This is a genomic window from Streptococcus mitis, from assembly GCF_946188375.1.
Classification (GTDB): domain Bacteria; phylum Bacillota; class Bacilli; order Lactobacillales; family Streptococcaceae; genus Streptococcus; species Streptococcus mitis_CX.
In genome coordinates this window covers 63,951-76,503 of record NZ_CAMHUS010000002.1, presented here as the reverse complement: position 1 = coordinate 76,503, position 12,553 = coordinate 63,951, and the positions used below count along the sequence as shown (strand labels likewise).

Here is a 12,553-nt window from a genome sequence, read left to right as displayed (position 1 = left end):
ACTGTGGTAGAATTGGGAATTTCAACATTTGGGGAAACAACTGAGGTTGAAGGAACTGGGCAAACTTACAGTCATGCCGAACGCATTCGTCAGTTGGTGGCGGAGATTGAACTGGCTGACAAGGTTGGTTTGGATGTGTATGGGATTGGTGAGCACCATCGAGCGGATTTTGCGATATCTGCTCCAGAGATTGTTCTGGCAGCTGGGGCAGTCAATACCAAGAAAATCCGTTTGACCAGTGCAGTCAGCATTCTCTCGAGCATGGATCCGATTCGTTTGTTCCAACAGTATGCCACTATTGATGCTTTGTCAAATGGACGTGCGGAGATTATGGCCGGAAGGGGTTCTTTCACGGAATCTTTTCCCTTGTTTGGCTATGATTTGAAAGACTACGAAGCTCTTTTTGATGAGAAATTAGACTTGCTTCAATTAGTCAATGAAAAGACAAAACTAGATTGGCAAGGTCGATTGACCCAAACAATCTCTGGCAAAGAAGTTTATCCTCGTCCAGTTCAGGATAAATTGCCCTTGTGGATAGCGACAGGTGGTCATGTCGAATCAACTGTGAAGATTGCTCAGGCTGGTCTACCGATTGTTTATGCTATTATTGGTGGCAATCCGCGTTATTTTAAAAAGTTGATTCAGGCTTATCGTGAGATTGGGAGCGAAGCGGGCTATGCCAGTCAGGAACTAAAGGTTGGAGCTCATTCTTGGGGATGGATTGCTGAGGATGGCAAGCAGGCGGTAAAAGATTATTTCCATCCGACCAAGCAAGTGGTGGATGCTATTTCTAAAGATCGTCCGCACTGGCAGGAATTGCGTTATGAGCAATATTTGGAGCAAGTTGGGCCAAATGGTGCTATGTTTGTGGGCAATCCAGATCAGGTGGCCGAAAAATTGATTCGTATGATTGAAGACTTAGGTTTGGACCGCTTCATGCTCCATCTACCGCTTGGTTCCATGCCCCATGACCAGGTTCTGAGAGCTATTGAACTATTCGGAATGCAAGTGGCACCCAAAGTACGGGAATACTTTGCCATGAAAGAGGCTTAATAAAAAATCCTAATCAGGCTGATAAAAAATCTATATAACAACTATTTTAAAAAAGCAATAAACAAAAAAGAATCTCTGAAAAGCTAGTAAAATCAAGCTTTCCAGAGATTTTTTCGTTATTGATATAAACAATATCAATCAAGTCGATAGTCAATATATATTGGGAAAAGGTCAAAAGGAGTGGTAAGATGGTTTCAATCCAAATGGAAGGAGAAAAGTATGACAAGTAAAAGAGAGCTAGTTTTTAAAGCCATCCGAGGAGAAGAGGTGGAACGAGTTCCTGTAGGCTTTTGGTTTCATTTTGTAACACTGGAGGAAAAAGGGCAAGGTTTAAATAACCCACGTATCTTTCAAAAAAGTGTAGAGGGACATCGGAAGTACGTTGAAAGAATTCATCCTGACTTTGTCAAAATAATGAGTGACGGCTTTTTCATTTATCCAAGTGATGTCTACAGTCCTTTGGTTTCAAGTATTCAGGAGCTGGCTTCTATTGAGTCGATTGGTGAAAACCATCCTTGGATTCAGCAACAAGTAGAAGTGGTAGAAGCTATTCGAGCAACCTTCACTGAGGACATTGCTTCATTCTACAATATCTTTTCTCCGATTTCCTACCTGAAACGTTGGTTTCGTACAGAGACTTCTAGAGGTGATAAGGAGGTTGCTAATCTATTACTCGAAAATCCAGAGCTATTCAGGGAGATTTTAGATGTAATAGCTGAGGATATCGCAATCCTAACCAAGGCAATCATTCAGGATTGTGGAGCAGATGGGATTTACCTCAGTACACAAGAAATTCAGGATGAGCGCATCACAGCAGAATTGTATCAGACCTATATTGAGCCAAGCAACATAAAGGTTTTAGAAGCTGCTAATCAGGCAGGTGGGGTCAATATCCTGCATATCTGCGGTTTCCAAGGTGCCAGTAACAATGTGACTATTTTCAAAGATTATCCAGCCCAAGTTTTCAATTGGGCAACCCACCATGAAGCAGTCAGCTTACCTCAAGGTCAGGAGCTATTTCATGGCAAAGCGGTCTTGGGTGGTTTTGAAAATGGAAAGCAGAGCCTGCTTTATGGAGGTAGCAAGGCTAAACTACAAGAGGAAACCAAACGCTTGTTGGCTGAAGCTGGGACTAGAGGAGTCCTTCTTGGAGCGGATTGCACGGTTCCAGATGACTTTGAATTAGAACGATTGGACTGGATTCGTCAGGCTGCTATTTTAGAATAGGAGGGCCTTATGAAAAGAAAAAAGTGGCTATTGGTAGGGACGGCCCTCGGCTTTGTCATCTTACTTGCGATCAGTCTTACAAAGGGACTTGCTTGTAAGGAAGGGCCAAGATGTCATGGAATTCAGGATTTTCAGAAGGGAAGTCTTCCCTTTATTCAAACCAATGATATTGCCAGTATTTTATTAGTTGAAAAAGAAAGAAATGGAGAATAGAGATGTCAGAAAAAAGAGAATGGGTTTTAAAAGCATTTAGAGGAGAAGCTGTCGATCGTGTGCCAGTCGGTTTTTGGCACCACTTTACATCAGAAGAGGAATGGTTAAAGGGATTTTCAAATCCAGTGATTATTGAAAAGAATATACAAGGTCACAAACGTTTTATCCGTGACCTACATCCAGACTTTATCAAGTTGATGAGTGATGGCTATTTTGCTTATCCAAATCCAGTTATTGCCAAAGGAAAGTCACTCCAAGAGTTGGCAGAGATTCAACCTCTGGGTGAAGATCATCCGTGGATTAGAGAGCAGGTAGAATTAGTGAAGAAGATTAAGCAGGAGTTTACTGAAGATATTGTTGCCATTTACAATATATTTGCGCCTGTGACCTACCTCAAATGGTTACTTGGAGAAGTGTCTGGCGGAGATGATCTCATTGCAGATTTCTTAGTTCAAGATTCTCAGAAATTGAAAAAAGTACTTGATGTAATTGCGCAAGATATCGCTAGCTTGAGTCAAGCTATTATTAAAGATGCAGGAGCAGACGGTATTTATCTCAGTGTGCAAAGTATTCAGGATGCGCGTGTTTCTGTTGAAGACTATCAGGAGATTATTGCGCCGAGTGAACTGACTGTTTTAAATGCAGCTAAGTCGGTTGGTGGGGTAAATATCCTTCATATCTGTGGCTATGAAGGAGCTCGAAACGATATTCATATCTTTGCCGACTATCCAGCTCATGTTTTTAACTGGGCAGTTGGTCCAGAAGGAATTAGCCTAAAAGAAGGTCGTGAGATTTTCAAGGGTCGTGCTGTTCTGGGAGGATTTGAAAACGGTAAAGATGGCCTTCTCTATCGAGGCAGTAAGGAAGAAATTCAAGCTGAAACCAAACGCTTGATAGAAGAAACAGGAAAAGAGGGCTTCATACTTGGAGCAGATTGTACCATTCCGAGTGATATTGTAGTGGAGCGTATCCAGTGGGTGAGAGAGGCATTGGCTAAATAAAGGAGAAGAATATGAGTAAGAAAACATGGATTATTGGTGGAGTTGCAGTTGTGGCAGTTCTTGGAGCAACGATTATTGGTAGAACTTTGGCGGGAGCATCTGCTAAAGGTGCAGATGCAGCTTCATCTGGACAAGTAACAACTTTAAAAGTTGCCCATACTCAAAACTATGTCCCTTATGATTTTATTGACGAAAAAGGGGGATCAGATGGTTATGAAGTCGCTGTTTTAAAGGCGGTTGATGAGAAATTAGCAGATTATAAATTTGAGTATACTGGAACTAGTGATGATGATCTCTTGATTGGACTTGAGTCTGGCAAGTACGATATTGGAACTAAAGGTGCTTGGTATACAGATGAACGGGCTAAGAAATTTATTATTCCATCTGAGCCAGTAGGAGCCAGCATTATTGGTTTTACTGTTAGAAAAGAAGATGAAGCCAAATATAAGAATATTGATGATTTCGCCAAAAATAAAGGAAAATTAGTACCCATCTCTCCTCAAAATGCCCAGTGGAATGTCATCAATAGCTATAATGACAAGCATAAGGATACACCAATTGAGTTGACAGCTGCTGAATCATTCAAGGTGGCAGATGCTTATGCTTGGGTTTTAGAAGGACGATATGATGCCTTCTTTGATATCAAGTTGTCTTTTGAAAAAGCAGTGACAGCAGAGGATGGTTCTTACCACCAATATGCGGACAAACTTAGCTGGTTCCCTTATAAAGGAATCCCAACCTATCCATTGATTCACCGTGATGAAAAGGGCGAGAAGTTTGCTAAAGAGTATGAAAAAGCTATTAAAGAATTAAAAGAAGATGGAACTCTAGCTAAACTTTCTCAAAAATACTTTAAAGAAGATGTCTTTAGTTACGTTGATAAAGATTAGATAAGCAAGCAGGCATGTTAGAAAGAGGTTTACATGGTTTCATATGATTTTTCAAGAGTGTTCCAATTTTTACCCACCTTATGGCAGGCTCTTCCTATGACCTTGTCCATTCTCTTTTTTACTACAATTCTTGGTTCCCTTTTCGGTGGCTTATTGGCTTGGGCTCAAGTGGGAGAAGATAAGACTTTTGCAGGTCTTTCTAAGGGCTATATTTTCACTCTTCGCTGTACTCCCCCCATTGTCTTACTGTTTTTAGTTTTTTATGGTTTACCTGAATTTTTAAAATGGTGGCTGAATTTAGATATCAACAACTGGTCTAAGACGGTCTTCGTCTTATTCACCATGGTCTTGCTATTTGCGGCTATCATTGCAGAAGTATTTAAGGCGTCTTATCAGGCAATCCCCAAAGGTCAGATGGAGGCTGGAGTCAGTATTGGTCTGACACCCAGTCAGACATTTTGGAGAATCATTTTTCCTCAGGCTTTTCAAGTGGCTCTTCCAAATATGACGACCGCTATTCTAAATTTGATGCGGGATGCTGCCCTAGCATATACGATTGGTTTTGTAGATGTCATGGGGGCTGGGAATCTCTTAATCAGTCGTAATTTGGGGAATTACTCTCTTGAAACCTATACAGCGGTTGCCATTCTTTATTGGGGTGTAGCCTTGGCTGTTTCCTTCTTGAGTCGCTTGTTAGAAAAATCTTTGGAAACGAAAGGGAGATAGGATATGGATTTAGACTATATTGCAAAAACCTTTTTAGAGACCTTAAAAGGGGTACCGACCACCTTGATTATCATGATTGTAGCCATGGTCTTAAGTTTTCTACCAGCCTTGTTTTTAGCTCTGGGACAAATATATAAAGTCAAAGGTGTTCGAACTTTCTCTCTCGTGTATCTAGCTTTTATAAGAGCAACACCTCCGATTTTGCTGATTCTTTTCTTTTATAGTTTGTTTCCGAGTTTGCTCAATCAATTTCTCAAAAGCATAGGAAGTGATGTTGATATCTTTAAACTCAATCCGATCTATTATGCTTTTATTATCTATAGTTTGATGACGACAGGTAGTTTATCAGAAATCTTACGTTCGGCTATTTTGACTGTGGATAAGGGACAATTAGAAGCTGCACAAGCGATTGGCTTAACCACTAGTCAAGCTTATGTGAGGATTATTTTTCCACAGGCCTTGCGATCAGCCCTGCCCAATCTGGCTAATCTAGTTATAAATATTGTAAAAGGAACCTCTTTGGTCTTTGTGATGACCATTAAGGATATTACAGCTATTGCCCGTGTTGAAGCATCTTATGGTTATCAGTATTTTGAATCCTATTTTGTGATCTTTTTACAGTACATTCTTATTTGCGGATTGATTCAATGGGGCTTTTCAATCTTAGAGAAACGCTATATTCGAAGAGAACAGGGACAAGTGGTGCCCCGTACAGGTTTAGCATAGGAGGAGACAATGTTACAAGTAGAACATGTTGCAAAAAAATTTGGAGACAGACAAGTCCTAGAAGATGTTAATCTCAAGGTCAACCAAGGGGATGTGGTTGTAATATTGGGGCCATCTGGATCAGGTAAAACGACTTTTCTCAGATGTCTCAATCATTTAGAAAAAGCCGATAGTGGCTCTTTGAAGCTTGCTGATAAAGAATACGATCTTGGCAAATTGACCAAAAAAGATATTTTAGAAATTCGCCAGAAGACTGCCTTTGTTTTTCAACATTATAATTTATTTGCTAATAAAACGGCCTTGGAAAATATTTTGGAGGGCTTGATTATTGCTCGGAAAATTCCTAAGGAAGAAGCAACCAAACGTGCGGAAGCTGCCTTAGAAAAAGTTGGTTTACTAGCTTATAAAGATTACTATCCCTCTCAGCTTTCTGGAGGCCAGCAACAACGAATCGGCATTGCGCGTGCCATCGCTGTGAAACCAGAGGTCATTTTATTAGATGAGCCAACGTCAGCCTTGGATCCAGAGTTGGTAGGGGATGTTTTAGATGTTTTAAAACAGTTAGCTAAAGAAGGAGTTACTATGGTAGTAGTGACACATGAGATGGGTTTTGCTAGAGATGTAGCCAATCATGTCATTTTTATGGATGGCGGGAAAATTGTTGAAGAAAATAATGCCCATGATTTCTTTAGTCGCCCACAGGAAGAACGAACCAAGCAATTTTTGGCACGAATTCTTTCGGATGCGACCTATAGTGTAGAATATATGATTTGATAGATAGGCTTATCAGGGCAAAAATCAATCCCCCGAGCGTTAAGGCTTGGGGGATTGTTCTATAGGAGGGCTAGTTTAGTTCTCTTTTTTGTTTTTTAGTAAGAAACCGAGACCTAGAAGGGTGAGGAGACTAATTCCTGCAAACAGGAGTTTGTGATCGTTTTTGGTTCCTGTATTTGGAAGTTCAGCTTGTTTAGCTAGGGGGGCAGGTTTATTTTCCTTGCTAGAGTTTTCTACCGATTCGTTTTGAACCGCCTCTTTTACAGATGATGCTTGTGCTTCTTGTGTTGGTTGTGAAGTTTGTGAATCAGTTGTAGCTTGGCTAGGTTTATTTTCCGCATCGGCTACTTTTGCATCTGGTTTTGCAGAATCAGGTTTAGTTTGTGGAGCTGGAGTTTGCTGTTCCGGTTTGACTACTCGGTTTGGAATATTGTCTTGGATATTATATTGCCCTTGTTCTTGTTTTAAGCTAGAAAGGTCAAATTCTGGTTTTTCTTCCACAGCTGGGGCAACGATGGCACCACCTTGAGAGACTCGAAGAACAGTAGCTGTAAGGGCATTTAATTTCAAGCCTTTTTCAGTCCACTCAAGTCCTTTCGGGTTGGCAATTCCTACTGGCCCTGCTTGGTTTTCATCTGCTAAAACTTCAGCATTTCTGAGGTGGGCAAAGGCAGTTCCCAAATTAAATTCGCGAGCTTTTTCGTCCGCATTGACAAAGACTGCGTAGATGTCTCCATTTGGAGCAGTGATTTGGTAGCCAATTACTACGTCCTCTTTTGCCACACCATTTTGGCCTGGGACAGTGATGAGGTGGACACGGTCTTTGATATCTTGGAGACTCTTAAGTCGGAAGGCATCTGTAGATTGACGAAGAGCAATCAACCCTTTCATATAGTCACGGCTCTTGACATTTTCAGGATATGCTTTTCCATCTGTAGCCTTAGTCCAGTCAAACTTGTTAATAGCATCACTCGAATCGTAAGAGTCATGGATGAAGTAAGGATAGTCAAATGGATTGCCGTCCTTATCACGCAACAAGTGAGATTTGTTTGGAACCTTATCCTCCGATACTGGAGTCTTGTAGGCTGGGTCACGGAATTGTTTAGTACGTCCGTATTCCTGACCAGAGTGGATAAACGGAGTTCCTTGAGCTGTCAAGACCATGAGGTTTCCAAGTCGCAAACGACGGTGGATTTCAGCATAGTTCTCAGCCTTGCTTGGGTCTTTTTTGATAGACTGGGCGATGATGTCAAAGAGGGTCAAGTTATCATGGGCTGCGATGTATTGGATGACATCTCCAGGGCTGTCAGCTTCAAAGTTGGTTGGTTGAGCAATGATATTTTTGAAGATGGTGTTGATATCACGCTTGCCACCTGTGATAAAGGCAGGTTGACCTTCGTTTGGATAACCAGACTTGAGGTTGTTACGAATGTCATCTGAAAAGACAGCGACTGTATCGGTATGTTTCATCCAATCTTGGTCAGCAGCTTTAGTAGGCATGTTCTCATCACCGGCATAGGTTCTCCAACCTTCACCAAGCATGATTAAGTGTGGATTGAGGGCGCGTGCAGCCTTGTACGCTTCTTCGATAGAAGCTGCATCATGGTCTCCCATCATATCGAAGCGGAATCCATCCACTTTGTAGGTATCAACTAGATATTTGATAGAGTCAACTAGGAGTCGTTTGGTCATATGGTGGGTTGTCCCCAAGCGTCCACCACCAAAGCTAGTTCGTGGTGTTCCATCAGCATCCATAAAGTGGTAGTAGTTTGGCTCTAAATCTTCAAAGATATCGACCTTGGCTGTATGGTTATACACTACATCTAGGATAGCTCCCATACCACGTTTGTGGATCTCGTTGATGAGGTTTTTAAATTCTGCGATTCGTTTTTCTGGATTTTTAGGATCGCTTGAATACATACCAGTCAAGGAGAAGTAGTTTTGAGGATCATATCCCCAGTTATAGTTGCTGTTGCTTGAAGCATAGTCAGACAAGCGTTCATGGTTTTTCAATTCATTGACAAAGTAGTAAGACAAGACTGGAAGGAGCTGGATGTGGGTCACACCTAAGTCTTTGAGATAGTCTAGTTTTTCAATAAAGGCTTCAAAGGTACCAAATGGTTTGGTTAAGTCTTTTGCAATGGCAGGATCTGAAGTAAAGTCACGCACATGAGCTTCGTAGATAACGGCATCTTCACGAGTCTTGAAATTGTGAATCTTACCATAAGTCAAGTCTTGAGGTCCGAGTTTGGCTGGATCTACAAAGGCGGCTTTAGCCACTTTATGGGCATCGTCAATCTTAGCATCGTCACTATTCCAAGCAGCGAGGGACTTAGCGTAAGGATCGAGTGCAAGAACAGTTTTACCTTGACGTTCGATTTGGTATTGATAATAGTATCCAGTGAAATCTGTGATTCCGAGTTTGTTTGTGCTATCTAGAGTTTGTTTCCAAGTTCCTCTTTCCCCTTTTTCAAGAGCGACAGTTCCAACCACTTTTTCAGGGTTATTCTTGTCGTAGACAACGACAGAAACCTTGTCAGCACTTGGTGACCAAAGGGTTAAATCAACTTGTTTTCCTTCTTCTTTTAGGTCAGCTCCAAGTTTGCCATCATAACTGTAAGTCTCATCTTTCAGACGCCAGCTTGTTTTGGTAGTGAATTGGTCAGCGTTGTAGCTCACGGTATAAGGATGTTTTGTGTCCGAGAAATCTCCACTGTAGGTCACTTTCTTACCAGCTTCGTCGATTGCAACATCGGTGATAGCTACTTTATTTCCTAGGTGATTAGTGATGTTGGAGTGTTTGAGGATATCCTCTTTTTTAGCACCGACAAGTGTTGAAAAACTACTCTCAATGCTAGAAGTGCCTACGTGTTGGGCTCCTGTCATGCGGATATCGTGCACATAGTAGGGGTTGGTGTAGATGGTTTCGTCATCATCTTTTAGGAAAATTTGGCTATGATTTTTTAAATCTGTGAACTTATAATCTTCTTTACGGATTTTCACATCGTCTCCTTGTTTGTTTCTGTCTAGTAATAAAAATCCAAGGTCTTTAGCTGCATCTTTGAGTGGAATATCGATATAGCGACCATATTTGCCTGTAGCCGTAAAGTCTGTTCCATTAGGCCATTCACCACTACTTGGCTCTTTCACATCTCCCCAGTACCAGAGAGACTTTTTGTCATAGTTGCCATCTGTGCGGTAGTAGTTGACACGAATAGTTCCTGCAGGCTGTGGTTCGTAAGAGAAAACCTTGTGATCTTGGTCCAACCAAGCCTCATTCATCTTTGGTGCCAGTTTTTCTACCGATTTATCGCCGGTTAGATTTTTCCCAGCTGTATTATTGATGAGGAAGCTAATTTTCTTGGCTTGTTCTCCCTTTAATTTGACATCTAGGTAGTAGCCATAGTCATCTTTTTTGGCATCCTTGAAGGACAAGGCTCCGTTCGGCCAATTTTCAGAAGGTTTTTCAACATCGTCCCAAGTCCATAGCCCTTGAGAATCCTTGTTTTCTTCAGGGAGTTTCTTTACATGGATGCGGAAGTGGTTATCTGCGATGGGTTCTTCTGCTTTAGTTTCAGTCGCTGCTGGACTAATAGCAGTAGTTGGCTCACTTGAACGATCTTGTCCGGTTTGTGGTGCTGAATCTGCGGGAGTTGCAGCAGGAGTAGTTGGCTCTGTTGCAGGTTTTTCTTCTGTTTTCTTTAGGGAAGCGTTTGCACTATCGGGTGAAGAAAAATCGCTTTCGTTCTTGCCAGCGATGTTTGTTGCATCAGTAAGAGGTTGAGTAAGGGAGGTCGTATTTCTGTTGCTGGGTTCGTTAGTGGTTGGTGTATTTTCGTTTGCTGAGATAGTTGTTGTAGCCATGGCAAGCAGAATAAGGCTTGCTCCAATAAGGACAGAACCAGTTCCATTTTTGAGGGAACGGATGCTGTAAACCATTTTTTTCTCAGTGTGAGATGGTATTTTTCTCATAATGATTCTCCAATCAATAAATTTCTCTATCAGTATAGCACTTAGTAAAATAAGATGCAAGCGTTTTCCTAAAATTGAACTAAAAGAAAAATCGCAACAAATTTTGTTACGATTCAGCCAGTCTTTCTTTATGAATTTGAGAAGCCAGAAGGTGAAGATGGTGGAATAATTCTGAAGTAGAGAAGTTACGATTATAGATAATTGGTTTAGAAGAGTTGGTGACAGGAAAGGTAGTGATAACAATATCGTGAGGAATTTGATTGAGAATTGAGAATGAAATACTAGATTCTTCCCAAGAATCAAAGAGATAGAGATTATTGCCGTAGTGAGCAAGGGTGTCGATAAGGTTTTGTGCGTGATGGCTATCCAAATGACTAATGACTAAAACACGTATTTTAGGAAGTTTTTGAAGTAATTGGACTAAAATTCGTTGCCCTTGGATAGAAAAGGTGTAGATAAGTTCTTGTAATTTAATGGGGTGATTTTCCAGTCCCATCTCAATCAGATAAGATTGGAATTTGTGTTGACTTACTTCAAATAGTTTTGGAAATTCTACTTGATAACTGCTTAAAATTTGGGATTTCTGTCTGTCGAGAGACTGGTTACTGAGTAAATGAAAGAAATCAGATTGGGCAGTGTAGTGGAGGAGCCAAATCAATTCCTCGCGATTTTCAATCTGTAGGTGAAATTCTTTAGCTAGTTCTTCTAGAATTTGGCTCAATAAACGATAAGATTTTTGGATATGTTGAATATCACCCAGTACTCCATTGCTAGGATTGTTTGTGATTTGAGGAGACTTTACTGGGTTTGAAAATAGCTGTTCTAGTGTTTCCTTTGTAGCTTCAAAATGGAGCTTTTTAGCTAGCTTTTTGATATCTTGTTCAAACTGGGGAATCTGCATGAGGGAGCTGTAATGACTGGTTAAGAGCGGACTAGGATTTTCAATGAAATGATTCTTGTTAAAACGCTCTAGATTGATAGCCAGGGTACATTTGATTTGCCGTAGACCGCTGAGGTTGGGTGAAACTTGTTGGGCCTTTAAAAATAGCTGAATCAGATGAGTGAGTGTCTCTTCAGAAATAGAAGGAAAGGGCCAATCAAGAAAGCTGTAACTTTGGCTAAAGTAGTCTAGATAAAAGGCACGAATGCCCTCTTCTTCTCCCTCCATGACTAAAGGGGAAAGTTGGATACTGATGCCATAATGTTGTGGAAGTTTAGTATTTAGATGTTGGATGATTTCCTGAACTCGTTCGCAACTCATCACAAGTTCTTGACACATTTGCACGAGTGATTGTCCCTCATTGAAAAACAACTGGTTCAAAAAAGAATAGGTTTCAGATTGTTTAAAAATCGCAATCCTGGGATCCAAGGTGTTTTGGACTTCAAACTGCAATTGAATGCTTTTTTTCTTGATTGAAGCAGGAGGTTAGGAAACAATTGCTCGAGCTTAAAAAGGTGTTCTTGCAATTCTTCGATTGAAAAATTCAGCTTCTCAGCCAAGACTGGAATTTCTATCCAATCATGGTGTTTGGTTAATTCTTCCAGTAAGAATAGCAAGTCTTGTTCAGTTTTAGACAGCAAGATATTCATCATAAACCTCCCTATATATTTATACATATATATTAAAAGAAAGGCCTGGTAAAGTCAAGAAAAACAACCTAGGATAAAATAGGAAAATCGTAATTTACTATATTTTTATTGAACGATTGAACCGAAAATGAAGTTTGCAAAGTGATTGTTGAATTTAATTTTTTATAGGAAAAGATTTTGTCAAAAATTCGTTAATCCCCTTGAAAAATTTAGCTAAATAGGGTATAATGTAAATAATCATTTGTCGTAGGTTTTGTCTGAAATATTGTCCAGACAAGGCTCACAGCAGTTAAATCTTCTGAAAAAGTCAGATTTAGCTGCTCTTTTTGTGCTTTTTTTCAGGATTTTGAACGCTTGTAACAAAGACTTAAAGATTCTGAA

Annotated in this window: 11 protein-coding genes; 8 read left to right on the top strand and 3 right to left on the bottom strand. The window is 40.5% G+C overall.

The genetic code is table 11. The features are described from left to right. The first annotated feature begins 3 nt into the window (after positions 1-3). From N8M16_RS02840 to N8M16_RS02805, 8 genes are all read left to right on the top strand, one after another. On the top strand, positions 4-1,053 hold the full coding sequence (locus tag N8M16_RS02840; protein ID WP_020902707.1) for an LLM class flavin-dependent oxidoreductase: 1,050 nt from the start codon (positions 4-6) through the stop codon (positions 1,051-1,053). Between the two features lie 219 nt (positions 1,054-1,272). Next, positions 1,273-2,280, top strand: coding sequence for a uroporphyrinogen decarboxylase family protein (locus tag N8M16_RS02835; protein ID WP_020902708.1), 1,008 nt, complete (start codon positions 1,273-1,275; stop codon positions 2,278-2,280). A gap of 9 nt (positions 2,281-2,289) precedes the next feature. Continuing rightward, positions 2,290-2,493 carry a hypothetical protein gene (locus tag N8M16_RS02830; protein WP_020902709.1) on the top strand — a complete coding sequence of 68 codons (204 nt, stop codon included), beginning with the start codon at positions 2,290-2,292 and terminating at the stop codon, positions 2,491-2,493. A gap of 2 nt (positions 2,494-2,495) precedes the next feature. Beyond that, entirely contained in the window at positions 2,496-3,494 is a 999-nt protein-coding gene (locus N8M16_RS02825) for a uroporphyrinogen decarboxylase family protein (RefSeq protein ID WP_020902710.1), read from the top strand. An 11-nt stretch (positions 3,495-3,505) separates the two neighbouring features. After that, positions 3,506-4,384, top strand: a complete 879-nt coding sequence (locus tag N8M16_RS02820) for a transporter substrate-binding domain-containing protein (protein WP_261069603.1) — start codon at positions 3,506-3,508, stop codon at positions 4,382-4,384. Positions 4,385-4,417: 33 nt separating this feature from the next. Further along, a complete protein-coding gene (locus tag N8M16_RS02815; RefSeq protein ID WP_004256697.1) occupies positions 4,418-5,110 on the top strand; it encodes an amino acid ABC transporter permease in 693 nt (230 codons plus the stop codon). Positions 5,111-5,113: 3 nt separating this feature from the next. After that, entirely contained in the window at positions 5,114-5,836 is a 723-nt protein-coding gene (locus N8M16_RS02810) for an amino acid ABC transporter permease (protein WP_033686286.1), read from the top strand. Between the two features lie 9 nt (positions 5,837-5,845). Beyond that, positions 5,846-6,610, top strand: a complete 765-nt coding sequence (locus N8M16_RS02805) for an amino acid ABC transporter ATP-binding protein (RefSeq protein WP_033686287.1) — start codon at positions 5,846-5,848, stop codon at positions 6,608-6,610. Between the two features lie 75 nt (positions 6,611-6,685). On the opposite strand, the gene N8M16_RS02800 is transcribed toward N8M16_RS02805, so the two are convergent. From N8M16_RS02800 to N8M16_RS02790, 3 genes are all read right to left on the bottom strand, one after another. Beyond that, complete coding sequence (locus N8M16_RS02800) at positions 6,686-10,582, bottom strand: pullulanase (protein WP_261069602.1); 3,897 nt, start codon at positions 10,580-10,582, stop codon at positions 6,686-6,688. Positions 10,583-10,688: 106 nt separating this feature from the next. Next, positions 10,689-11,894 (bottom strand): AcpB/EbpR/MafR family transcriptional regulator, encoded by a 1,206-nt coding sequence (locus tag N8M16_RS02795; RefSeq protein WP_261069664.1) that lies wholly within the window; start codon positions 11,892-11,894, stop codon positions 10,689-10,691. 5 nt (positions 11,895-11,899) lie between these two features. Further along, positions 11,900-12,175 (bottom strand): hypothetical protein, encoded by a 276-nt coding sequence (locus N8M16_RS02790; protein WP_261069601.1) that lies wholly within the window; start codon positions 12,173-12,175, stop codon positions 11,900-11,902. Between the last annotated feature and the right edge of the window lie 378 nt (positions 12,176-12,553).